The 24,506-nt window shown below is 71.8% G+C and carries 13 protein-coding genes and 1 pseudogene; 3 read left to right on the forward strand and 11 right to left on the reverse strand.

Translation table 11 applies throughout. The features are described 5' to 3' along the window. Positions 1-9: 9 nt before the first annotated feature. Both dnaJ and hrcA read right to left on the reverse strand, forming a co-directional pair. The gene (dnaJ, locus tag A5673_RS01325; RefSeq protein WP_068226708.1) at positions 10-1,155 is read right to left on the reverse strand and encodes a molecular chaperone DnaJ; all 1,146 of its coding nucleotides are present in this window, start codon (positions 1,153-1,155) and stop codon (positions 10-12) included. A 58-nt stretch (positions 1,156-1,213) separates the two neighbouring features. Continuing rightward, complete coding sequence (gene hrcA / locus A5673_RS01330) at positions 1,214-2,257, reverse strand: heat-inducible transcriptional repressor HrcA (protein WP_068226709.1); 1,044 nt, start codon at positions 2,255-2,257, stop codon at positions 1,214-1,216. Between the two features lie 132 nt (positions 2,258-2,389). Here hrcA and A5673_RS01335 point away from each other — a divergent pair, with 132 nt between their 5' ends. The 3 genes from A5673_RS01335 to A5673_RS01345 all read left to right on the forward strand — a co-directional run bounded on the left by A5673_RS01335 (position 2,390) and on the right by A5673_RS01345 (position 4,261). Then, positions 2,390-2,704, forward strand: coding sequence for a type II toxin-antitoxin system VapB family antitoxin (locus A5673_RS01335; RefSeq protein WP_066914047.1), 315 nt, complete (start codon positions 2,390-2,392; stop codon positions 2,702-2,704). A 70-nt stretch (positions 2,705-2,774) separates the two neighbouring features. Continuing rightward, positions 2,775-3,371: a carboxymuconolactone decarboxylase family protein gene (locus A5673_RS01340; RefSeq protein ID WP_068226710.1), complete on the forward strand. Its 597-nt coding sequence runs from the start codon at positions 2,775-2,777 to the stop codon at positions 3,369-3,371. Then, complete coding sequence (locus tag A5673_RS01345; RefSeq protein WP_068226711.1) at positions 3,368-4,261, forward strand: sigma-70 family RNA polymerase sigma factor; 894 nt, start codon at positions 3,368-3,370, stop codon at positions 4,259-4,261. Before A5673_RS01340 ends, A5673_RS01345 begins: the two co-directional genes overlap by 4 nt. Here A5673_RS01345 and A5673_RS01350 read toward each other — a convergent pair. From A5673_RS01350 to A5673_RS01390, 9 genes and pseudogenes are all read right to left on the reverse strand, one after another. Then, entirely contained in the window at positions 4,255-4,758 is a 504-nt protein-coding gene (locus tag A5673_RS01350) for a hypothetical protein (protein WP_068226712.1), read from the reverse strand. The two genes, A5673_RS01345 and A5673_RS01350, sit on opposite strands and share 7 nt — an antisense overlap. Before the next feature lie 149 nt (positions 4,759-4,907). Then, positions 4,908-5,381 (reverse strand): hypothetical protein, encoded by a 474-nt coding sequence (locus A5673_RS01355; protein ID WP_068226713.1) that lies wholly within the window; start codon positions 5,379-5,381, stop codon positions 4,908-4,910. 106 nt (positions 5,382-5,487) lie between these two features. Next, positions 5,488-5,703, reverse strand: coding sequence for an MbtH family protein (locus A5673_RS01360; protein ID WP_068226714.1), 216 nt, complete (start codon positions 5,701-5,703; stop codon positions 5,488-5,490). Continuing rightward, positions 5,681-6,970 carry an NADPH-dependent L-lysine N(6)-monooxygenase MbtG gene (mbtG, locus tag A5673_RS01365; protein ID WP_068226715.1) on the reverse strand — a complete coding sequence of 430 codons (1,290 nt, stop codon included), beginning with the start codon at positions 6,968-6,970 and terminating at the stop codon, positions 5,681-5,683. Before mbtG ends, A5673_RS01360 begins: the two co-directional genes overlap by 23 nt. Further along, positions 6,967-11,325 carry a non-ribosomal peptide synthetase gene (locus A5673_RS01370; RefSeq protein ID WP_068226716.1) on the reverse strand — a complete coding sequence of 1,453 codons (4,359 nt, stop codon included), beginning with the start codon at positions 11,323-11,325 and terminating at the stop codon, positions 6,967-6,969. Before A5673_RS01370 ends, mbtG begins: the two co-directional genes overlap by 4 nt. Beyond that, complete coding sequence (locus A5673_RS01375; RefSeq protein WP_068226717.1) at positions 11,322-16,502, reverse strand: non-ribosomal peptide synthetase; 5,181 nt, start codon at positions 16,500-16,502, stop codon at positions 11,322-11,324. The genes A5673_RS01370 and A5673_RS01375 overlap by 4 nt, the downstream gene beginning before the upstream one ends. Then, positions 16,495-19,490, reverse strand: a pseudogene (gene mbtD / locus A5673_RS01380) (mycobactin polyketide synthase MbtD). Before mbtD ends, A5673_RS01375 begins: the two are co-directional and overlap by 8 nt. Then, the gene (locus A5673_RS01385; protein ID WP_068226718.1) at positions 19,490-20,797 is read right to left on the reverse strand and encodes a polyketide synthase; all 1,308 of its coding nucleotides are present in this window, start codon (positions 20,795-20,797) and stop codon (positions 19,490-19,492) included. The pseudogene mbtD and the gene A5673_RS01385 overlap by 1 nt, the downstream one beginning before the upstream one ends. Further along, a partial coding sequence (locus A5673_RS01390; RefSeq protein ID WP_068226721.1) for a non-ribosomal peptide synthetase occupies positions 20,787-24,506 on the reverse strand: 3,720 nt, incomplete at its 5' end. The genes A5673_RS01385 and A5673_RS01390, both read right to left, overlap by 11 nt.

A 24,506-nucleotide genomic window follows, 5' to 3' on the forward strand; every position in this document is an offset into this window, starting at 1 on the left:
TCCGGCGACTCAGCGCCCGGTGAAGGTCTCGCGCAGCCGGCTGAACAGTCCGCCGCCGGCGTGGGTGGAGCGAACCTCGGCCACATCGCGGCTGCGGCGATTCTTCAGGTCGCGCAGCAGTTCGGTGTCGTGGTGGTCCAGGCGGGTGGGCACCACCACCTCGACGTGGACGTGCAGGTTGCCCCGGGCGCCCGAACGCAGGTGCGGCATCCCGTGGCCGCGCAGCGTGATGATCGAACCCGGCTGCGTGCCAGGCGGGATGGTGATCTCGCTCTGGCCGTCCAGGATGGCATCGACGGTGACGGTCACGCCGAGCGCCGCGTCGACCATCGGCACCGACACCGTGCAGTGCAGGTCGTCGCCCTCGCGGACGAAGATGTCGTGGGCCTGTTCGTGCACCTCGACGTACAGGTCACCGGCCGGCCCGCCCCCGGGCCCGACCTCGCCCTGGGCGGCCAGGCGGACGCGCATGCCCTCGCCAACACCGGCGGGAATCTTGACGCTGATCTCCCGGCGCGCCCGCACCCGCCCGTCGCCCATGCACTGGTGGCACGGGTCGGGGATGACGACCCCGACGCCGCGGCAGGTCGGGCACGGCCGCGACGTCATCACCTGGCCCAACAACGAGCGCTGCACCGTCTGCACCTCGCCGCGGCCGCCGCAGGTGTCGCACGGGACGGGCACCGAATCGCCATTGGTGCCCTTGCCCTGGCACCGGTCGCACAGCACCGCGGTGTCGACGGTGACCTGCTTGGTCACGCCGGTCGCGCACTCCTCCAGGTCCAGCCGCATCCGCAGCAGCGAGTCCGAACCGGGCCGGACCCGGCCGATGGGACCGCGCGACGCCGCACCCCCGCTGAAACCGCCACCGAAGAAGGCCTCGAACACGTCGCCCAGGTTGCCGAAGCCGCCGAACCCGCCACCGGCCGCGGCGGCATTCTCCAGCGGATCCCCGCCCAGGTCGACGACCCGGCGTTTCTCCGGGTCGCTCAGCACCTCGTAGGCGACGCTGATCTCCTTGAACTTCGCCTGCGCGGCCTCGTCGGGATTGACGTCGGGATGCAGCTCGCGCGCCAACTTGCGATACGCGCGCTTGATCTCCGCATCGCTGGCGTTCCTGCTCACGCCGAGCATCCCGTAATAGTCGCGTGCCACGCCCTGACCTTCCTTGTGCCGCCGTTATGCGGCCGTCACCAAACACCGGGGTGCGCGGTCATCGGGCACCCAGAACTTCGCCGATATAAAGAGCAACCGCTGCCACGCTGGCGATAGTTCCCGGATAGTCCATCCGGGTGGGGCCCAGCACACCCATACCGCCGTACACGGTATCGGAGGTGCCGTAGGCGGTGGACACCATCGAGGTGCCCGCCATCTGCTCGGCGGCGGTCTCGTGCCCGATACGCACCGTCACCTTGCCGGCCTCCTGCTGGGCCGCCAGCAACCGCAGCACCACCACCTGCTCCTCGAGGGCCTCCAGGATGGACCGCAGCGAACCGCCGAAATCCGCGGCGTGGCGGGTCAAATTGGCGGTGCCGCCCATCAGCAGGCGCTCCTCGGTGTGCTCCACCAGCGACTCCAGCAACACCGTCGCCGAGCGGCCGACGGCGTCGCTGAGGCTGTTGGCCAGGCCGCTGCGCCCATGCAGCTCACCGGCCAGGTCGGCGACGGCGGTGGACGCCGCGGCAAGCCTCTTGCCCACCAGAGCCTGGCCCAGCATCTCGCGCAACTGGGACAGCTGATGGTCGTCGATGACGTCGCCGAGTTCGACGATGCGCTGGTCCACCCGGCCCGAGTCGGTGATGACCACCATCAGCAGCCGCGCGGGCGTCAGGCCGATCACCTCCAGGTGGCGCACGGTCGACGTCGACAGCGTCGGGTACTGCACCACCGCCACCTGCCGGGTCAGTTGCGCCAACAGCCGCACCGCGCGGCGCAGCACGTCGTCGAGGTCGACGCCGGACTCCAGAAAGCTTTGGATCGCGCTCCGCTCGGCTGATGACAGCGGCTTGACGTCGGCCAGCCGGTCCACGAACTCGCGGTAGCCCTTTTCGGTGGGCACCCGCCCGGAGCTGGTGTGTGGCTGGGTGATGTAGCCCTCGGCCTCCAGCACCGCCATGTCGTTGCGGACCGTTGCCGACGACACGCCCAGGTTGTGGCGCTCCACCAACGACTTGGAGCCGATGGGTTCCTGGGTGGAGACGAAGTCGGCGACGATGGCGCGCAGTACCTCGAAGCGACGCTCCTCGGCACTTCCCATCGGCTCCCACCTCCTTGATCGCGTCCATTTTACGGTGCCAGCAGGTTCTCACCGCCACTCGCGGCGTCTGGCGGCGACGGCCGGCACCAGCGGGGCTAGCCTGTCCAGCATGCACCGGTCGGGCGGCACACAATGATTTTCAAGGGCGTGCGCGACGGCAAGCCGTACCCCGAGCATGGGCTGTCCTACAAGGACTGGTCCCAGATACCGCCGCAGCAGATCCGACTGGACGAACTGGTCACGACGACGACCGTGCTGGCGCTGGACCGGCTGCTGTCGGAGGACTCGACGTTCTACGGCGACCTTTTCCCGCACGCGGTGCGCTGGCGGGGCATCACCTACCTCGAGGACGGCCTGCACCGCGCGGTGCGCGCCGCGCTGCGGAACCGCACCGTGCTGCACGCCCGGGTGTTCGACATGGACATGCCGCTGAGCCACCAGACCTGACTCTGGCGCGGTCACATTTCCGCGTCGCCGGGTGTCGACGTAGAAAGGACCACGTTCAAGGAGGACCGCCATGGCTCGCCTTCCAGGAGTCTCCGACCGCGACGCCGGCCTGGGCGCCAAAATCGCCTTCTTCTTCACCAAGCGCAAGCTGGCGCAGATGACCGGGCTCGAGACCGCCGGCATGCTCGAACCGCTGCGGATGTACGCGCACATCCCCCGATTGCTCAGCGCCTACGGCCGGCTCGAGCAGGCGGAGTCGAAGCTGGACGTGCTCAGTCCCCGCCACCGCGCGCTGGCCGAGCTGAAGTCGGCGACCACGGTGGGCTGCGAGTACTGCATCGACCTCGGTTCGCAGATCGCGCGCCAGTGGGGACTCACCGACGAGGAACTGCTGGCCCTGTCGGATTACCGCACCGCCGCCTGCTTCTCCGAGCTGGACAAGCTGATCCTGGAGTACGCCACCGCGATGAGCCGCACCCCGGTCGAGGTGAGCGATCAGCTCTTCGACGCGCTGCGCGCCCATTTCGATCCCGCCCAGCTCGTCGGCCTCACCCACGTCATCACGCTGGGCAACATGCGGGCCCGGTTCAACATCGCGCTCGGCATCGGATCGTCCGGCTTCTCCGGTGACCGGGTGTGCGCGCTGCCCGAGAAGGACCGCGCGTGACGAAGCCGGATGGGCGGGGGGCCGCGCTGGCCGCGCGTTTCGAGGCGGCGCGGCCCCGGCTGGGCGCCATCGCCTACCGCATGCTGGGCTCGATCGACGACGCGCAGGACGCCGTGCAGGAGGCGTGGCTGCGGCTCAGCGGCGCCGACCAGGACATCGCGAATGTCGACGCCTGGCTGACCACGGTGGTGGCCCGCATCTGCCTGAACACGTTGCGCGACCGGCACGGGCGCGGGCGGGAGGAGCCGCTCGGTCACCTGCCGGATCCGATCGTCGACGCCGACGGGGAATTCGATCCCGAGCACCGGGCGATGCTGGCCGACGCGGTGGGCCTGGCCCTGTTCGTGGTGCTGGACACGCTGCCGCCCGCCGAGCGGCTGGCGTTCGTGCTGCACGACGTGTTCGCCGTCCCGTTCGACGAGATCGCGCCCATCGTCGAGCGGACCCCGGAGGCGACGCGCAAGCTGGCCAGCCGGGCGCGCCGGCGCATCGAGCGGGCCGAGCCGGCGCCCGACGGGGGCGTCGCCGCGCAGCGCGAGGTCGTCGACGCCTTCTTCGCCGCGGGGCGCGCGGGCGACTTCGACCGGCTGGTGTCGGTCCTAGATCCCGACGTCGTGCTGCGGGGCGACTTCGGCCGCGGCACCGCGGTATTCCGCGCCGAGGGTGCGGCCTCGGTGGCCAGACTCGCCCGCGGCTACGCGGGGCCGGAGCGCGAGGCGCGCCCCGCCATCGTCAACGGCGCCGCCGGCGCCGTCGTGTTCGTCGACGGGCGGCCCACGGCGGTCATGGGATTCGTGGTGCGCGACGGGCGGGTGGCCACCATCGATGTGCTGGCCGACCCGGACCGCGTCGCCAAACTAGACCTGCGCGGCGTGCGCGCCGATCACTGACCGGCGGCCTGCAGCAACTCCATTGCCGAGGAGCGCGACAGCACCCAGCCGCCCTGGTTCACGAACGTGACGTTCTGGGTGACCGGCGACGTCAGCTTGGGACCCGAAACCGCCACGTCGGCCGTCGCGGACCCGGCCGCGGCCGGCTGGATGTTGGTCACGTTGAACGCCAGCGGCAGGTCTCCGTTCTTGGCCGCCTTCTGCAGCTTCTTGTCGGCGACGTGGGCTTCGAGCCCGCTGATTCCGCCCTCAACCAGATTGCTCTTGTTGGAGAACGAAATGCTCGGGTCGGCGAGGCTGGTCAGCAGACCGGTCAACTGGTCGGCCGTCGGCACGTTCACCGCCTGCGGCGGATCCTGCGGCAAGGGCGCGCCGACCGCGATGAGTCGCACCGAGTCCGACTGGCCCGGCGCCGCGATGGACGTGATGCCGGCGGCCGCTCCCCCGATGACGGCCAGGGCTGCCGCACCGCCGGCGAAGAATTTCACGGTTTTCATGGTCCCCCCTCAGGTCGGCACGCATCGACCGACGGTGCCAGTGTGCATCTTTCGACTGTTGTTTCGCTTTTGCGCAGTGTGACGTTACGGCCAGACTATGTGAGCAGCCTGTGCGCCCACTGTGTGGGTGCACAGGCCGCGCGGCTTCGCTAGTTCGTCGCGGTCGCGGCCTGGATGAGGGCGATCGCGGCGTCGTGCTGCAGGATCCAGTTGCCGCCCTGGTTGACGAACGCGAGGTGCTTCTCGACCGGTCCGGCGAACCTCGGACCCGAGATCGCGACGTCGGCCTGGGCCACGTCCGGTCCGGCCGGCGCAATGTTCGTCACGGCGAACGTCTCCGGAAAGTTTCCGTTGCGGTACGCCTTCCGCAGGTCGTGGTCGGCCACGTGGCCCTCGTCCGGGGCGATGCCGTTTTGGACCAGGTTGGTCTTGGTCGTGTACGACACGCCGGGGTCGGTGGCCTGATTGCACAAGTTGGCCAGCTGCTCCGCGGTCGGCAGTCCCGGCGCCGGCGGCGGATCCTGTGGCTGCGGCGCCGCGGCGACGGGAGCGACGGGCGTGACGCCGACGGCCGCCGCGCCCATGGCGATCACGCTGATGGCCACGGATTTCAAGGGTTTCATTCTCATGGTCAGGTCCTCCCCCTGGTGAGTAAGAGTTGTGATTCTGCCCGTAGCGCCTGCTGTTCTTGGTCTCGGGCGGGTCACGGAACGGGCACGCTACCCGCGTTCAGCCGGCCGCCATGGCCTCGCGCAGGCTCTTCGGCCGCATGTCGGCCCAGTTCTCGTCGACGTAGTCCAAACACGCCGACCGGCTCGCTTCGCCGTACGCCACGCGCCAGCCGGCCGGGACCTCGGCGAACGCCGGCCACAGGCTGTGCTGCTCCTCGTCGTTGACCAGCACGTAGAACGCGGCGCCGTCGTCATCGAAGGGGTTGGTGCTCATCGCTTCTCCTCATCGTTTTCTGCTTGACCGGATGCGCCGTCGAGCCCAGCACCCGGTCGGACAGCAGCCCGAGGCAACTCAGGTTGGGGAAACCGGGGCCCTGAGTGAGTCCGGACAGGTTGGGCAGGAACAGCTTTGGGGTGACGTCGGTGACGGCCAGGTCGTAGCCGATGGCCTCCTGCAGGCTGTCGGCCGTGAGCGGGCCGCCCAGGCCGAGCTCGAGCAGGTCGAGCGCGTCCTGGCTGAACAGCGGGGTGAACCACAGCGGGTCGGCGCCGGATCCGTCGATGACCAGATCGAAACCGTGGACCGTTTCGAGGTTTTCGCTACCGCGGTTGGTGGACAGGGTCAACCGGATCTGCCCCTCGCGGCCCACCGCGTGGGCGACCCGGCCGCGCAGGTGGCGGATACGGTCGTCGGACAGCAGCGCTTCCTGCACGTTGGCCGAGAACACGCCGCGGTCGGTGCGGGCCAGCGCGTCGCGGCGTTCGTCGAGCGTCAGCGCGGTCCAGTCGGTGGGATCGGAGAACAGCGAGTTCTCGAAGAAGCCCTCGCCGCGGGTGAACAATGTCACCTGCGGCGAGATGACGGTGATCGTCGAAACCCGATGGCGGAAAAGCTCGTTGAGCATCGACGCGGCCGTCTCGCCCCCGCCGATCACCGCCACCCGCTCGGCGCTGATCCGGTCGTCGCCCGCGGCGCGGTCCCAGAACTGGGCGATCGACAGCATCCGGGGGTTGCCGGGCAGCAGCGACTTCTCGGCCTGGCCGGGGCCGGTGATCATCAAGGCCTCGGCGTGCACGGTGGTTTCGTGGGTCTGCAGCGCCCAGCAGTCGTCGTCGACGGCCAGCCGTTCGACCTCGCCGTGCACCACGTTCAGGCGGACCTGGTCGGCCACCCAGCCTAGGTACTGGCTCCACCGGCGATGGGTGGGCGCCGGCCGGCCGCGGTCGATCCATTCGGCGAACGACGCTGTGGCGATGAGGTATGCCTGCCAGCTGTAGCGGGTCATCCGCTCGTCGAGTTCGGCGTTGCGGCGCGGCACCAGCGCCGAGCGGTAGGGGAACCCGACGTCCTTTTCCGGGCTGGTGCCCAGCCGGTGCGCGCCGTCGGTCCAGCCGCCGCTGGCCTGCCAGTTGGCCCCCACCCCGATGCGTTCGACGGCGACCACATCCGGGACCTCGACACCCATGTCGCGCAGCACCGAAGCCTTGGCGGCGACGGCCACCGCCTTGGCTCCGGCGCCCACGATCGCGAGCGTGCTCATGTCGCCACCTCCCTGAGGCTGTCGGACCATAGTTGTTGCAGCGCGGCGATATCCGCGTCGTCGAGGATGCCGGGCAGCGCCCGCCATTGCGTGACCAGCATCCGCTGGTCCCCGGCGGTGAGCACGACGGCGAGGATGGTGAGCTCGTGGCGCACCGCGAGGTCGGGCTCGGGCACCGGTGACACATCGGCGAGCAGCTCGCGGTCGAGGCGCAGTGTGGTGCCGCCGCCGCTGTGGGCGGCGCCGAGATAGTTCAGCAGCAGCTGCGGCCCCGGGAAGCCGGCGAGCCGCTCGGCGGTGTCGGCGCGCAGGTAGCGCAGCAGCCCGTAGTCGATCCCGTCGCCGGGGATCTCGGCGAGCTGTTCGGCGACGGGTCGGGCCGGGTCGACCCGCATCGGGTAGATCGAGCTGAGCAGCCCGACGGTGTCGCCGGTGTCGACGGCGCGCGCGCCCGGTGCGTCCAGCAGCGCGTCGGCGCGGCCGTGGGTTTCCAGCGCGAGCAGGGGCGGCGGCGTGGCCTGGCCCCGTGCCCGCCGCCAGCCCGTCACCATCGCGGCGGTCGCGGCGACGAGCAGGTCGGGCAGGGGCGCTTGGGAATTCAGCAACCGGCCGCTGACGTCGCCATCGACCGGGGCGGTGCGGACGACGAGGTCGCGGGCCACGTCGCGGCCCGGTCGGATCCGCCGGGCGCCGATGTCCGGATCGTCGCCCTCGAGTTGGGCGCGCCAGAAGCCGACGGTGTCCAGCCGGCGGGCGCGCTCGGCCAGCGCGGCGGCCCAGCGCCGGTAGCTGGTGTGCTCCCGCACCGGCGCGGGAGGCCGCCCGGCGACCAAAGCCCCCAGCGCGGCGTCCAATTCGCCGAGCACCACACGCCACGACGCCGGGTCCATCGCCAGCACGTGGGCCGCCAACAGCAGGACGCTGTCGCCGCTCGGTGGCCTTAGCCACACCGCGGCCAACAGAGTTCCCCGCTCCGGGTCGAGGCGCTCGACGGCGGCGGACGCCTGCGCCGTGACCGCCTCGCGCAGGTCCTCGACGTCGACTTCGGTGAGGATGTCGGCGGCGGCGCCTTCGACGAGCGTCATCGCGGCGCGATCCAGTCGGGTGCGCAGCACCTCGTGGCCGTCGATGATGCCGGCCAGCGCGGCGCGCAGGTGTTCGCGGGTGACGGTGTCGGGCAGCCGGATGGCTTCGGTCTGCGCGAGCCGGCGCGGTTCGCCGTACTCGTAGAGCCAATGCGCGCTGGGTAGCACAGGAATTGGGCCGGGTGCCTCGGGGGGCGCGAGCTGTTCGGCATCGTCGTCGATCGCGGCGGCGAGCTCCCGGATGGTCTCGCACTCCAACATCAGCCTGGCCCGCAGCCCGACGCCACGCCGGCGGGCCGCCTGCACGACCGACAGGGCCGCGATGCTGTCCAGGCCCATGTCCAGGAAGGCGGCGGTGACGTCGACGGAGGCGACTTCCAGGACGTCGGTGAACGCCTCGGCCAGCGCCGCCTCGGTCGGGGTCTCGGGCCCAACGGCGCGTTCGACCGCGATAACGGTTGCCGCCAAAGACTTTTCGTCGATCTTGCCGTGCGGTGTCAGCGGCAACTCGTCCAGCACGACGATGTGGTGGGGCACCAGGTAGCGCGGCAGCCGCTGGAGCAGCATCGACCGCAGGTCGGCCACCGCCGGCGGATTGGGGCCGCCCGCCACGTACGCCGCGAGCCGCGGCCCGCTGGCATGGTGGCGGGCGCTCACGTGGGCGGCGCGCACCCCCTCGTGCCCGTTGAGCGCCGCGACGATCTCACCCGGTTCGATGCGAAAGCCGCGGATCTTGAGCTGATCGTCGCTGCGCCCGAGGAACTCCAGGCCGCCGTCGGGCATGCGGCGCACCACATCCCCGGTGCGGTACATCCGCTCGCCGCCGCCGTGCGGGTCGGCGACGAACCGCGCCGCGGTCTCGGCCGCACGCCCGAGGTAGCCGCGGGTCAGCTGATCGCCGGAAAGGTACAACTCGCCGGCGGCGCCGTCCGGCACCGGCCGCAGCCAGGAGTCCAGCACGTAGGCGCGGGTGGTCCGGGTCGGGTGCCCGATCGCCGGTCGCGGGTGCTCGTCGATGGCGGCGACGACGGCCTCGACCGTGGTCTCGGTGGGCCCGTAGCAATTGAAGGCGGCCATGGCGGTGCGGGCGCATTCCCGTTGGATCACTTGCCAGGCCGCGGCGCCCAGCGCTTCGCCGCCGAGCGCGAGCACCGCCAGCGGCACCCGGCGCAACAGCCCCGCGGTGTGCAGCTGGGCGAACATCGACGGCGTGGTGTCGATCATGTCCAGGCCGAACCGGTCGATCGCCGCGACCAGCGCCTCGGCGTCGCGCTGGCCGTCGCCGTCGATGATGTGCACCGCGTGGCCGTCAAGCAGCGCGGCCAACGGCTGCCACGCGGCGTCGAAGGTGAACGACCAGGCATGCGCGATGCGCAGCGGTCGCCCGAGTCGCGCGGCGGCCGGTCGCAGCACCCGCTCGAGGTGGTCGGCGGCGTAGGCGGTCAGCGCCCGGTGACTGCCGACGACGCCCTTCGGTGCGCCGGTGGTGCCCGAGGTGAAGACCGCGTAGGCCGCGTGATCCGGCGGCACCGTGGCCGCGCGGTAATGGGCGGGCGTGGCGGTTTCGGTGAAGGCGGCGAACCGTCGCTCGTCGAGCACGATCGGCGCCGACGTCTGGCGCAGGATCTCGGCCACCCGGTCCTCCGGCATCGCCGGATCCAGCGGCACGATGGTGCCGCCGGCCTTCAGGATCGCCAGCATCGCGGCCACATACCCGGGGCCCCGCGGCAGGGTGATCGCGACCGGGGTCTCGCTGGCCACGCCCGCCCGGCTCAGGGCCGCGGCCAGCCGGTCGGCGAGCGCGTCGAGCTCGCCGTAGCTCAGCCGGCCGTCGGCCCAGCTGACCGCCACCGCATCGGGTTGCGCCGCGGCCACTTCGGCGAACCTGGTGTGCACGGCGACCGGGTTCGCGGATGCCCTCGGCGGAATCGGGCGGTGCTCGCCGTCCAGCAGGGCGTCGACCTCGCGCAGGGGCCGGTCCCAGTTGTCCACCAGGCGCCGCAGCACCGCCAGCAGCCGCCCGCCGAGCCCCTCGGGCGCCATGGTGCCCAGCGCGCCGTCGAGCACCTCCACCAGCACGGTGAGCTCCCCCGCGCTCAGGTGCACCGCGATGGTCACGGGGAAGTGCGACACGCTCTCCAACGTCGCCGGGCGGAACGTGGCGCCGTTGGCCGCGAATTCGGTGGCGCCGACCACCGCCCCGGGCGGAAAGTTCTCGTACACCAGCAGGCTGTCGAACATCTCGCCGATGCCGGCGAGCGAGCGCAACTCGGCGTGCCCCAGGTAGCTGTGGTCGCGCAGGGCGGCCGATTCCCGTTGCAGGGCGGCGCATTGCGCACCGACCGTCTTTTGGGGATCCAGCCGCACCCGCAACGGCACGGTGTTGATGAACAGGCCGACCATCGTCTCCACGCCCGACAGTTCGTCGGGCCGGCCGGACACCGTCACCCCGAAGGTCACGTCGCTGCGGTCGGTGAACACCGAAAGTATCGCCGCCCAAGCCATTTGAACCAGGGTGTTGAGGGTGACGCCGCGGGTGCGGGCGGCCTCGGCCAGCGCGGTGGTGGCGTCGCAGTCGAGGCGCAGCGTGGTGCGGCCCGGGATGCCCGCCCGCGGCGGGGTGGCGGTCAGCGCCGGCGACAGGAGGGTCGGCCCGTCGAGCCCGGCGAGGTGCTGGGCCCACAGCGCCCGGCTGCGCGCCTGGTCCCGGCCGGCCAGCCAGCCGATGTAGTCGCGATACGGCCGCGGCGATGGGGGTAGGGCCGCGCCGTCGCCGCCGGCGCGGTACAGGGCGAGCAGTTCGGAAACGAACAGCGGCAGCGACCACCCATCGATGACGAGGTGATGCGCGACGATGACCAGACGCCAACGCCGGTCGGGTAATTCGATGAGCAGGAACCGGATCAGCGGCCCGCGGCCCAGGTCGAAGCGGCGGCGGCGCTCCTGCGCCTCCAGGGTCTCGACCGCGTCGGGCGCGGCCCGGACCTGTCGCCAGGGCACCTCGACGGCGCTGGGAATGACCTGCACGGGCCGGCTGAGGTCACCGTGCACGAAGCTCGCCCGCAAGTTTGGGTGCCGCGCCAGCATCGCCGCGGCGCAGTCGCGGAGCAGGGAGACGTCCAGCGCACCCGCCACGTCGGCGGCCATCGCGATGACATACGGGTCGGCCGCGTCCGGATCGGTCAGAGTCGTCATCGCGAACAGCCCCTGCTGCAGCGGGCTGAGCGCCATCACGTCCTCGACGGCCGGTCGCTGTTCGGCTCGGGTCACGGCCGGCTATCCCATGAGGAGGTGAGGGCCGTCAGTTCGTCGGCGGACAGGCCCGACGTGCTCATCGGCGCGTGATGCGTGTCGTGCGAACCGGTTTCCGCGTCCGACTTGGCGTCGAGCGCGGCCGCCAGCTCGTGCAGCACGGGATGCTCGAAGACCATGCGCGGGTTCAGCGGCAGGCCGGCGTCGCGCGCCCGCGCGGCCACCCGCACCGCGAGGATGCTGTCGCCGCCGAGGTTGAAGAACTCGTCGTGGCGCCCGACCTGCGGGGCGTCGAGCACGTCGGTGAGGATGTCCGCCAGCGTGCGCTCCGTGGCGGTGGCCGGCGGTTCGGTCGGGCCGGTGACGGCTGCGGCCGTCGCCGGTGGCGCCGCCGTCGTGGCGGCCATCAGCTCGAGCTGGCCGTCGTCGCCCCACACGCCACGCTCACCGGTGCGGTAGAGCCGCGAACCGGGTTGCGCGGCAAACGGATCGGCGACCAGGCGGGTGGCGGTCAGAGAGGGGGTCGCCAGCCGGGCGATGACGGCCGGGCCGCCGCCGTAGTAGACGTCGCCCACCACGCCGGCCGGGACGGGGTTCAGCCACGCGTCCAGCAGGTATACCCGCGCCGTGCCGTCGCCCGTGGTCGACCGGTCCAGGATGCGTTGTCGCTCTTGCGCTCCGGCGATCTCGACCTCGTGCAGCCGTTGATCGGGATGGCGGGCGAACGCCTCGACGACGCGGACCAGCCATCCGGCGAAGCGGCGGGCGGTGTGGCGTCGATAGAGCTCGGGCCGGAAGATGACGTGTCCGCGGTAGCCGTCGTCGGAGGCGAAGAAGTTGACCGACATGTCGGCGTGGGCGACGTCGAAGGTCGGCTCCAGCGCGCTGAACGTGGTGTCGCCGGCCGGGCCGCTGTCGACGACGGTGTCTTGCGGCAGCCGGTCGCGAACGTGCACCACCACGTCGAACAGCGGGTTGCGCGACAGCGACCGCGCCGGGCTGACCGCATCGACCACCCGGTCGAAGGGCAGGTCCTGGTGCGAGTATGCGGCCAGCGCCATCTCCCGGGTCCGCAACAGCACCTCGCGCAGGGTCGGGTCTCCCCGTAGGTCGTTGCGCAGCACCAGGATGTTGATGAAGAACCCGATCAGCCGATCGAGCCCGGCTTCGTCGCGACCGGCCACCGGGGTGCCGATCGGGATGTCCGGGCTGCCGCCGGCCTTGTGCAGCACGACCGCGACGGCGGCTTGCAACAGCATGAACTCGGTGACGCCGAGGCCGCGGGCCAAGGTGGTCACCTCGTCGCGAATTTCAGGCCCGAGGCTGAACTCGACGGCGTCGCCGGTGCCACTGAGCGAGGCCGGGCGCGGGAAGTCCGGGCGCAGACCGGTTTCGGCCGGCATCCCCTCGAGTTGGCGCACCCAATAATCGCGCTGCGGGCCGGCGATGGCCGCGCCGTCGTCCAACAGTGCCGCCTGCCACCGGCCGTAGTCCGCGTACTGCACGGCCAGCGGTTCCCAGGACGGCCTTTCCCCGCCGCGGCGGGCCCGGTAGGCGGTCAGCAGATCGGTGAACAGCACGCCCGCGGACCAGTGGTCACCGGCGATGTGGTGCACCACCAACGACAACACGTGCCGGCCGGGAACGCTGAGCACGGCGGCACGAAGCGGCAGGTCGCTCTCCAGGTCGAAGACGTACCGCCGCTCGCCGTCGAGTTCGGTCCGCAGCCAGCGCTCGTCGGGTCCGGCGGCGCGGCGCACCGGCACCTCGGCGGGGGGATGGATGATCTGGTATGGGACGCCGTCGATTTCGCGGTAGGTGGTGCGCAAGATCTCGTGCCGCGCCACCACGTCGGTGACGGCCGCCGCCAGCGCCTCGGTGTCGCATGGGCCACGCAGTGCCGCGGCGAACGGAATGTTGTTGACGGCGTTGGGCCCGTCGAATCGATAGGTGGCCCAGCTGCGCAGCTGCGACGCCGACAGCGGCACCGGACCGTCGTGTGGCGCCGGCACCAGACGCGGCCTCGCCGAATCCCGGTACCCCGTGTCGATCCGTGCGGCGATCCTGGCCACCGTTGCCAGTTCGAAGATCTCGCGCACGCCGAGGTCGGCTCCGAACGTGTTGCGCACCGCGGCGACCAATTTGGTCGCGAGCAGCGAGTGGCCCCCGAGGTCGAAGAACGAGTCGTCGGCGCCGACCCGCTCCCGGCCGAGCAGCTCGGCGAACAGCCCGGCGACGCCGCGTTCGGTGGCCGTGTCCGGTTCGCGGAACGCGCCGCCGGAACCGACCTCCGGTTCGGGGAGCGCGGCTCGGTCGATCTTGCCGTGCGCGGTGATCGGAATCTCGTCGAGCACAACGTATGCCGCCGGCACCATGTATTCGGGCAGCGCCGCCGCCACCCGGGCGCGGATGCGGTCGAGGTCGACATCGTGGGTCCCGTCGTCGCCGGCCGCCGGGGTCACGTAACCCACCAGGCTCTTGCCCAGCCGCGGCAGGTCGCTGACCACCACGACGGCCTGTCCTACCGTGGGATCGACCGAGATGGCCGCGGCCACGTCCCCCAACTCGATCCGGAAACCGCGGATCTTGACCTGTTCGTCGGCGCGGCCCACGAACTCGACGTCGCCGTCGGCGTTGCGGCGAGCCAGGTCTCCCGTTCGGTACATCCGGGCGCCGGGGTTGAACGGGTCGGCGACGAACCGTTCGGCGGTGAGCCGGGCGCGCCGATGGTAGCCGTGCGCCAGATGCGTTCCGCCGAGGTAGATCTCGCCGATCGCGCCGACCGGAACCGGCTGCAGCGAATCGTCGAGCAGGTACATCGTGGTGTTGATCTTGGGGCGGCCGATGGGCACGATGCGGGTGCCCTGCGGGCCCTCCACCGGGTAGCGGCTGGCATTGATCACGGTTTCGGTCGGACCGTAGAAGTTGTGCAACAGCGCGTCGAAGGTGGCGTGGAACTTGTCGGCCACCTCGCCCGGCAGCGGCTCGCCGCCGATCGGCACCCGCCGCAACGTCCGCCACTGGTTGACGCCCGGCAGCGACAGGAACAGGCCCAGCAGCGACGGCACGAAATGCATTGCCGTGATGCCCTCGTCGCGCAGGAGGGCGGTGAGATAGCCGATGTCGCCCAGCCCCCCGGGGCGCGGGATCACCATCCGCGCGCCGCAGGCCAGCGTGCCGAAGATCTCGGCGATCGACACGTCGAAGCTCGGTGAGGCGACCTGCAGCAGCCGGTCGGTGTGGTCGACCCCGTACTCCCGCTGGAACCAGACGAAGTATTCGGCGACGGGGCGATGCGGCACCGCGACGCCCTTGGGTAATCCGGTGGTGCCCGACGTGTAGATCAGGTAGGCGGTGTTGTCCGGCCCCAGCGGCCGCACGCGATCGGCGTCCGTCGGAGCGTCGGTGCGGTAGGCGGCCAAGTCGCCCACCGGCTCCCGCAGCACCAGCTTCGCGTCGCAGTCGTCGAGGATGAATTCCAGCCGGTCCCGCGGGTAGGCGGGATCGACGGGCACATACACCGCACCGGCCTTGGCGATGCCCAGTGCGGTGACGACAAGGTCCGGAGACTTGTCGAGCAGCACGGCCACCCGGTCCTCGCCGCCGATGCCTTGCTCGATCAGCCAGTGCGCCAGGCGGTTTGCCACCTCGTTGACGGCGCGGTAGGTGAGCCGGCGGTCCTCGTAGACCACCGCGACGGCGTCGGGAGTGCGCGCGGCCTGCTCGGACACCAGGTCCGCGAGGGTCCTGGGCGGGGTGTCGAACGCCGTACCGCGCGACACCGAACGCAGCCAGTCGGCATCGGCCTCACCCAGCAGCGCCAGCCGCGCCAACGGCGTGTCCGGTCGGGCCAGGGCGTCGTCGAGCAGCACGGCAAAGTGGTCCAGCATTTGTCGCGCCAGCGGGGGGTCCAGGATCTCCAGCAGGTGTTCGGCCTCGACCAGCGCGCCGGTGCTTCCGAATTCGACCATGAATCCCAGGGGTAGCTGGGTGAGGTTGCTGCGCAGGTCGTAGCGCTCGCAGGTGAGGCCGGGCGGGCGGAATCCGCCGCCGTCGGGCTCGCGGAAACCGAAGGACAGGCGGGTCATTCGTTCGGCGCCGTGCCGGCGATCGGGATTCAATTCGCGCACCACGCGGTCCAGGTTGACCCGCTGGTGGGCGAACGCCCCGGTGGCGGCGTCGCGCGTCGCCGCCAGCAGTTCTCTGAAGCTCATCGTCGGGCGCGGCCGCAGCCGCATCGCCACCGTGTTGCCGAAGTACCCGATGGCATCGTCGGTTCCGGCGCCCCGATTGAGCACCGGCGCGGCGACGAGGAAGTCGTCGCAGTGGGTGTAGCGGTGCACCAGCGCGCCGAAGGCGGCCAGCAGCACCATGTACGGGGTGCAGCCGGTGTCCCGCGCCGTCGCGGTCACCCGCCGGGTGGTGCCGGCGGGCAGCCGCAGCGTCGTGCGGGCGGCGCGCCAGGTGGTCGGCACGCTGGTTCCGGCGGGGCCGGGAAGTTCCAGTGGCTCCGGCGGATCGGCCATGACGGCGCGCCAGTAGTCGAGGTCGGCCTCGCCGGTATCCGGTCCGGACGCGGCGGGCGGGCGGTGGGGCTCGAGGCGGGTGCCCTCGTAGGCTTTGGTGAGATCGGAGAAGAACACCCTCCAGGAGCCGTCATCCCACGCGATGTGGTGCGCCACCAACAGCAGCACGTGTTCCGCGGCCGCCGTGCGCACGACGGTGATCCGCAATGGCGCGTCGGCGGAAAGGTCGAAGGGCGCGGAGAATTCGCGTTGCGCCAGCACCTCGAGGCGAAGCCGGCGGGCGTGCTCCGACAGGTCGGTCAGGTCGTGTTCGGCCCACCCGGGGCGGAGATCGTCGTGCACCTCGGGTCGCGGGTCGCCCTCGTCGCTGACGGTGTAGGTGGTGCGCAGGATGCGATGGCGGCGGGATACGGCGTTGACGGCGTCGCGCAGCCGGGCGGGGTCGAGGTCGCCGGTGATCCGGTAGGAGACGCAGACGTTGAGCAGCGCTCCGCTCGGGTCGGCCGATTGCACGAACCACATGCGGGCCTGGCCGTCCGAGAGCCGGTCGTCGGCCGCGGGACGAGCTTCTTCGGCGTCGCCGGCCAGACCGCGTTCGGCGAGCCTGCGCCGAAGCAGTTCCAGTCTGACCGCGTCGAGCCGGGCGCCGGGGTCGGCGATGTCAGTCACGCGAAATGTCCACCTTCTGTGCTGTTTCGGGGCCCTCGGCGGTGTCCCCGAGCTTTTCGACGAGTTCGTCGCCGGTGAGTTCGCCCATCAGGGTCGCCAGGGACACGGTCCGGCCGGTCATCCGTTTGAGGCGTTTGCGCAAATCCAGCGCCAGCATCGAGTCGACGCCCAGGTCGAACAGCGATTCGGCGAGGTTCACCTCGGCGGGCCGATCGATGCCGAGCACGGCCGCCAGCTGGGTGCGCACCGCGTCGGCCACCGACACCATGTCGTGTGCGTGCCCCAAGGATTCCGGTGCCGGCGTGCCGAGCGGCCCGGCCCGGCTGCGGTCCAGGAACATTCGCAGCCGCGCCGCATCCGCCGCGAACACGAGCGGGTCCTCGTGCCAGTCACGCAGGCTCGCTTCGATGGCCTCGCGCGGCGCCATCGGGCGCAGCCCGGACCGCTCGATGTCGGCGATTCCGGCCGAATCCGCGATGCCGCGGTCCGATTCCGCCGACGCCTGCCATAGGCCCCATTTCACCGCGACGCAATGCCTGCCCGCGTCGCGCAGCTGGGCGGCGGCCACGTCCAGCAGCCGGTTGGCCGCCGAGTACGCGGCGTGTTTGCGGCCGCCCCACACCCCGGACACCGACGAACACAACAGCATTCGCGTGTCGGCGCGCATGGGCCACACCTCGACCAAGTGGGCGAGGCCGCGAACCTTGGCGGCGAAGGTGTCCGTTACGGCGCCGGCCGCGAGCGCGCCCAGCGAGCCGAACGTGGCGCTGCCCGCGGCGTGGACGATCAGCGACGCGCCGGATCGGCCGTATTCCGCCGCGATGAAAGACAATTGGGCCGCATCGGTGATGTCGCAGGGCGCCGACACGAGCTCGGTGCCGTGTCGGGCCGTCAAGGCCGTCAGCAGCTCGGGGTCCGCGGGCCTGCGGCTCAGCAGGACGATGCGCCGCGCGCCGCGCTCGGCGAGGTGGCGGGCGTAATACATCCCGATGGCTCCGGCGCCGCCGGTGATCACCACGTCGTCGAACGCGCCGGGGCCCATCGGCTCGGGGGCGGGCGCATCGCGCAACGTCCGCTCGAACATCGCGTAGCCGCTGTCGGAGCCGCGCAGCGCGGTTTCGCCGTAACCGGACAGCAATCCGGCCACGGCCGCGCGGCCGGCGGCGGGCGTCAGCTCCCCCACCGGCAGGTCCAGGTGCGTGAAACTTCGCTCGGGATGGTCGAATCCGATGCTGCGGTGCATCGCAGCCAGCGCCGCCTGGCCGGGTGAGGGCGGCGCGTCGCGATCTCCCACCCGCTCGGCGCCCACGGTGACCAGACAGACGGTGTGGCAGCAGGGACCGAGCGCGGGCGCATAGTCGAGCTGGCCGGTGCCGATCAGACCCGTGAGGGTCTCGGCGGCCGCGGCGGCGTCGGCGCCGTCGAGTGCGGGTGCGATCACCACGACGACCTCGGCATCCTGCGGCGCGGCGAGGGTGCCCGCCGGGTGGGCCTCGATCGCCGCGCGCAGGAAACCGGTGAGCGCACCGTCACCGCGGAGGCCGACCACCGCGATCCGCACCGCTGGTCCCGCGATCGGCGCGGACGGCGGCGGCGTCGGTTCCCAGCGCTCGACGGCAATCGTCAGTCGCTGCAACTCATCCAGCGGTTCCGGGAGCGCCCACATCGGAATCGGGCGCATGGGCGCATTCGGGAAGCCACGCAAATCCACGCCGCCGGCGTCCAAGTAATCGCCCCAGCCGTAGCCGGGGTCGGCAACCGCCGCGGTGACGATGTTCGAAGACAGCGCCTCGACCAACGGCTCGTCGCGGTGCGCCGACCCGACCAGCACCGCCGGATCCCCGCGGGACTCGAAGATCTGGCCGATCGAGAACAGCAGCGCGGGATGGGCCGACAGCTCGATGAACGAGCCCGCGCCACACCGGATTGCCGACTCGAATGCCCGGTCCAGCCGCACGGTGTTGCGCAGGTTCGCGTACCAGTAGTCGGCGAACCGCGTTCCCAGCGCGACCACGTCGCCGGTGGTGCCGCCGATGAATTGGACCGGCGCGTCGGCGAATTGCGCCGCGGGCAGCCGCCGGTGGAATTCGTCGCGCAGCCGTTCCAGCAGGCTGGTGTGCCCCGGGAACCCGGCGGTGATCTCGCGGGCGAATCCGCCGCGGGAGCGGACGGCGTCGGCGACGGTGAGCACCGCGTCGCGTTCGCCCGACACGGCGACGGTCGAGGCGGAGTAGACCACGGACAGCTCCACCCAGCCGTCGGCGGCCGCGATCAGCGCCTCGGCCTCCCCGGCCCCGATGCCCAGCGTCGCCATCGCGTAGCGACCCGGAAGGCGGTCGACCACACCGGCCCGCGCCGCGACCACCGCGACCGCGTCCGGCACCGTGATGCAGCCGGCGACGACGGCCGCGGCGACCTCGCCGAGGCTCTGACCGATGGTGAGGTCGGGAACCACGCCGCACGAGCGCCACACCTCGGCCAGGGCGACGGCGTGGACGAATTGCGCTCCCTGGATTTCGATCTCCGAAAAACCGTGCGAGTCGTCCCCGGCCGTCAGGTAGCGCAGCGGCGATTCGACGCCGGCGGCCTCGAACGCCGCCACGCAGCCGTCGGCGGCGGCCCGGTAGCCGGCGAGCGCCCGGTAGGCGGCGACGCCCATGCCCGGCCAGTGACCGCCCTGACCGGGAAAGACGAACACCTGGCGGGGCGCCGCACCCAGCGCCGACCTGGCGACCAGCGGATGCTCGCGCTCGGCGGCCACGCGCGCAACCCGTCGACGAGCTCGGCCCGGTCCGCGGCGCGGACCACCGCGCGGAAGCCGCGGACCCGCCGGGTTGCGCGCAGCCGCCGGGCCACCTGCGCCACGGTCGTTTCCGGGAAGCGGTCGAGATAATCGGCGATCGCCCGGGCATCCACACCGACGAGTTCGTCGCCGTGGGCGCTGAGCAGTACCGGGGTCCGCCCGTCGGGCAGGAGTCTGAGGGCCATCAGGCGGCCCCGCGCCCGTCGGGCATCGAGACGATCAGATGGGTGTTGGTGCCGCTCATCCCGAACGCGGAGACCGCCGCGGTGCGCCGGCCGTCGACCGCGTGCCACGGCGTCAGCTTGTCCGCCAATCGCAAACCCTGGCTCTCCCAATCTATTTCGCGACTGGGTTCGTCGACGTGCAGGGTCGGGGGCACCGCGGCGTGTTCGGCGGCCAGGATCACCTTGGCCAGGCCCAACGCGCCCGCCGCGGCCTGGGCATGGCCGAGATTGGACTTGACCGAGCCCAGCAGCGGGCCGCGCCCGGGCGGCGCGGTGCCGTAACTGGCCGCCATCGACAATAGCTCTGTCCGGTCACCGAGCCGGGTTCCCGTGGCGTGGCCTTCGATCATCCCGACATCGGCGGGCTCGATACCGGCCTGCACGAGGGCGCGCCGGAACAGCCGCAGCTGCCCGTCGCCGCTGGGGGCCATCAGCCCGGCGCTGCGCCCGTCCGAATTCAGGCAGCTGGCACGCACTTCGGCGAGGATGCGACGCCCGTCGGCCACCGCCCTGGACCGGCGCGTAAGCACGAACATGGCCGCGCCCTCGGCCCAGACGGTGCCGCTGGCCAGTGCGCTGTAGGGCCGGCAGCGGCCGTCGTCAGACAGCGCGTGTTTTTTGGAGAACTCGACGAAATAGCCGGGGCTGCCCATCACGCACACGGCGCCGGCGATCGCGAGGTCGCAGTCGCCGGCCCGGATCGCCTGCACCGCGGTGTGGAACGCCGCCAGCGCCGACGAGCACGCGGTGTCGATCGTCAGCGCCGGACCCGCCAGGTCCAGCGTGTAGGCGATGCGCCCCGAGATGACGCCCAGCGACGTCCCGGTGATCAAATGCCCGCTGTGGTGCGAGAACTCGGAGAGCGGAGGCCCGTATTCGAGTGTGGAGGCGCCGACGTAGCAGCCCACATCGTGACCGGCCAGGTCGTCGGGGTTGATCCCGCTGTTCTCCACGCTGCGCCACGCCACCCGCAGCCCGACCCGCTGTTGGGGGTCCATGGCGGTCGCTTCACGCCGGGAGATGCCGAAGAAATCCGGGTCGAATGTGGTTGCGCTGGAAAGGAAGCCACCGAGATTACGGATGGGCTTGAACCCGTCCCGCCGCGACCCGTCAAACAGCTCCTCCAGCGGCCAGCCCCGATCGGTGGGGAACGGCCCCAGCGCCTCCCGCTGCTCGGACAGCAGCGCCCAGAAGGCGTCCGGCGTCTCGATCCCGCCGGGCGCCTCCACCGCGAATCCGACGACGACGACCGGGTCGCTATCGGACATCGGCGCTCACCAACCGGGCCACCGCGTCGAGGTGATCGTTGAGGTAGAAGTGGCCGCCCGCGAAGTCGGACACCGTGAATCGGCCGGATGTGTGGGTTTCCCAGCGGGCCAGGGTTTCCCGGCTGATCCGGTGGTCCCGGTCGCCACCAACCGCATGGATGTCGGCGCCGATGCGTACGTCCGGGCCGCAGGAGTAGGCGTTCAGGGCGCGGTAGTCGGCCTGCACCGCGGTCACCAGGAGTTCGACGAATTCGTCGTCCTCCAAGAGCACCGGATCGGTGCCACCAAGGTCCACCATGTCGGCCAGCACACCGCTTGCGCTGGTCGGCAGCGGTCCGTACGCGGCGACCGTCGACGGGGGCTGCCCGGCCGATGCCCACAGCACCCGCACCGGCACCCCATTGCTCTCGGCGACGCGGGCGAACTCGAAGGCGACCACCGCCCCCATGCAATGGCCGAACAGGCTCAGCGGAGCCGCCGCGGCCCAGTCCCCTGCCGCGAAAAGGTCGCGCGCCAGCGCGCCGATGCTGTCCGACGCGGGGTGATCGCGCCGGTCGGCCCGCTGCGGGTACTGCAGCACGAAGGCGTCAACGCCGTTGGCCGACAGCGCTTTGGCCAGCGACCGGTAGGCCGCGGCCGCACCGCCGGCGTGCGGGAACACGACCACCGAGCCGCGCGAGGCGGCGCCGGTGAACCGCTTCACCCAGGGCTGGAACTCCCGCGGCGCCGGCGCGCTCGGCTTTTCCTCGAGCGCGGACAGCACGTCGACGCTCGACATGTCCGCGATTTCCAGGTACAGCTCGGCGACCTGCTCCAGCCGCCCGCCGCCGGCTTCCCGCTCGACCAGCAACTGGGCCAGGGCGGCGACTGTCCGGGCCGCGAAAACGTCGGCGACCATCAGGCTCGGCGAATCGAGCCACTGCCGGATGCCCGCGACGGCCTGCGTCGCGAGCACGGAATCGCCGCCGAGGGAGAAGAAGTCGTCGTGCACGCCCACCGCGCCGGTGTCGCGGTGGAGCAGCTCGGCGACGATGTGGCACAGCGCCCGCTGCAGCCGCGTGGCCGGCGCCTCGCAGGGCGCCGACGTCGCGCGCGACTCCTCGGCCACCGCCGCGGCCAGCAGCTTGGCGACGGCGCGCCGGTCGATCTTGCCGCCGTCGGTGAACGGGATGCGCCCGACCACCGAGATGTGCGCCGGAATCATGTGGGCGGGAACGAGATCGGCCAGCCCGTCGCGGATCCGCCGGGCGTCCGGCTCCACACCCTCGAGGCGGACCTGCGCGGCCAGCACCTCGGCGCCGCCGGGCGCGGACACCAGCGCGGCCGCCGCCGCGCGCACCCCGGGCACCCGCCGCAGCGCCGCCTCGATCTCGCCGAGCTCGACGCGATACCCGCTGAGCTTGATCCGGTGATCGGCGCGGCCGACGAACTCGAGGGTGCCGTCCGGCCAGTAGCGGGCCAGATCGCCGGTGCGGTACCAGGTTCGGCCCTCGTGGGCGACGAAGCGTTCGGCGGTCAGCTCGGGGCGCCCGCGGTAGCCGCGGGCGATCCCGCGGCCGGAGACCCACAGTTCGCCGGCCACCCAGTCGGGGCAGTCGGCGCCGCCGTCGCCGACCACCCGGCAGGCGATGTTGGGAAAAGGCCTGCCGTAGGGCACCGCGGTCCAGTGGTCGGGCGGATCCCCGGTGACTTCGAAAATGGTTGCGTGGACCGCCGTTTCGGTGGCGCCGCCGAGCCCGGCGAACCGGACGCCGGGCGCCTGCGCCCGCAGCCGGCGGGCCAGGCCGGGACGCACCCAGTCGCCGCCGGTGGGCACCACCCGCAGCGACGACAGCCTGCCGTCTCCGACCTCGACCAGCATCTCGAGCCACCCGGGCAGGAAGTTCAGCACGGTGACCCGGTGGGCGTCGATCAGCCGGGCCCACGCGTCGGGATCGCGCCGCTGCGCCTCGTCGACCACCACGATCGCCCCGCCGGCGCGCAGCGTGGCGAAGACGTCCAGCACCGACATGTCGCATTCCAGCGTGGACAGCGCCAGGCACCGGTCGGCGGCGCCGATGTCGAAGTGGCGGCTGACGAATTCGACCGTGTTCATGGCGCCGTCGTGCGTCATCTCGACGCCCTTGGGTTCGCCCGTCGACCCGGAGGTGAACAGCACGTAGGCGAGCGCGCCGGGATCGATTCTGGGGGGCGCGAATTCGGGCGTCGCGCCGCGCGGCAGGTCGGCGATCACCATGGCGGGCACCGGCAACGACAGCGGCCGGCCGCCGCACACGAGTGCCACGCGCACCCCGCCGGTGTCCAGGATGCGCTCCGCGCGGTCGCGCGGCTGATCGACGCCGATCGGCAGGTACACCCCGCCGGCGGCCAGGATCCCGAGCAGCGCGGGCACCTGTTCGGCGGTCTTCGGGCCCAGCACCGCGACGGTGTCGCCGGCGCCGATCCCGGCCGCCCGCAACGCGGCGGCCACGGCCAGCGCCCGATCGCGCAGCTGCGCATAGGTGAGGTCGCCCGAGCTCGCGAAGACAGCGGGTGCGTCCGGTTGCCGTTCGGCCCGGCGGAAGAACCCGTCGTGCAGCGCCTCGCCGCTGGGCTCGGCGGTGCGGCCGTTGGCCGCCTCGCGCACCGCGCGCTGCGCCTCCGGCAGCGCCGGTGGGCCGGGCTCGTCCCAGGCGTCCTCGTCGGCGGCCAGCCGCAGCAGTTCGGCGATGTGGTGGTCGAACATGGCGTCGACGACGCCGGGCGCGAAGACGCCGTCGCGCACGTCCCAGTTCACCAGCACGCCGCCGTCGAACTCGGTGACCTGCGCGTCGAGCAGCACCTGCGGCCCCTGGGAGATGATCCAGGAGGGCTCGCCGAATTGCGTTGTGACGTCGGCGCCGAACAGTTCTCCCAGGCCGAGCGCGCTGGTGAAGACCACCGGCGCCAGGACCTGGGTGCCGCGGTGGCGGCTGAGGTCGCGCAGCACCGACAGCCCCGGGTAGGCGGCATGAGCGGCGGCGGTCCGCATGGCGTCCTGCACGGCGTGCGCGCGCGCCGCCGGGGTGTCGGCTCCCGTCAAATCGACGTCGAGCAGCAACGAGGAGGTGAAGTCGCCGACCAGGAGGTCGACGTCGGGGTGCAGCTCCTGGCGCCCGAACAGCGGGACGTTCAGCAGGAATCGCGCGGTGGACCAGCGGGCCAGCGCGTTGGCGAACGCGGCGCCCAGCGCCATCGCCGGGGTGACGCCGCGGGCCCGCGCGCGGGCGAACACCGCGTCGCGGGTGGCCGGGTCGAGCCAGTGCCAGCGCCGCGTGCTGGTGCGCGAGCCCCGGCCGCCGGCCGACGGCGGCGCCGGCGGGTCGGGCAGCTGCGGGATGCGAGCCGCCCACCAGTCCCGGTCGGCGTCGTGCTCCGGCCGCGGTTGGGCCTCCTGCCGGGCGATTGCCTGGCGGTATTCCCGGTAGGTGTAACCCAACTCGGGGAGGTCGCGGCCCAGGTAGAGGGCGGCGAGGTCGGCCATCAGGGTGCGATAGCTCATCGCGTCGGCGGCCTGCATGTCCAGATCGACGTGCAGCCGGGACCGATCGTCGGGGAGCAGCGTCAGCGTCAGTTCGAACACCGCGCCGTCGAGCTGCTGGTGCGATTTGGCCTCCCGCAGGGCTTCCAGCCGCCGCTCCGCGTCGAGGTCGTCGCGCAGGTCGACCACCGCGACGGGGAAGTCGCCGCC

The sequence above is a fragment of the Mycobacterium sp. E3198 genome (genome assembly GCF_001667015.1).
Taxonomy (GTDB): Bacteria; Actinomycetota; Actinomycetes; order Mycobacteriales; family Mycobacteriaceae; genus Mycobacterium.

Bases quoted from the DNA above. Each gene is read 5' to 3' on its own strand.
- hrcA (WP_068226709.1), bottom strand. From the start codon at position 2,257: ATGGGAAGTGCCGAGGAGCGTCGCTTCGAGGTACTGCGCGCCATCGTC.
- A5673_RS01335 (WP_066914047.1), top strand. From the start codon at position 2,390: ATGATTTTCAAGGGCGTGCGCGACGGCAAGCCGTACCCCGAGCATGGG.
- A5673_RS01340 (WP_068226710.1), top strand. From the start codon at position 2,775: ATGGCTCGCCTTCCAGGAGTCTCCGACCGCGACGCCGGCCTGGGCGCC.
- A5673_RS01350 (WP_068226712.1), bottom strand. From the start codon at position 4,758: ATGAAAACCGTGAAATTCTTCGCCGGCGGTGCGGCAGCCCTGGCCGTC.
- A5673_RS01355 (WP_068226713.1), bottom strand. From the start codon at position 5,381: ATGAAACCCTTGAAATCCGTGGCCATCAGCGTGATCGCCATGGGCGCG.
- A5673_RS01360 (WP_068226714.1), bottom strand. From the start codon at position 5,703: ATGAGCACCAACCCCTTCGATGACGACGGCGCCGCGTTCTACGTGCTG.
- mbtG (WP_068226715.1), bottom strand. From the start codon at position 6,970: ATGAGCACGCTCGCGATCGTGGGCGCCGGAGCCAAGGCGGTGGCCGTC.
- A5673_RS01385 (WP_068226718.1), bottom strand. From the start codon at position 20,797: ATGTCCGATAGCGACCCGGTCGTCGTCGTCGGATTCGCGGTGGAGGCG.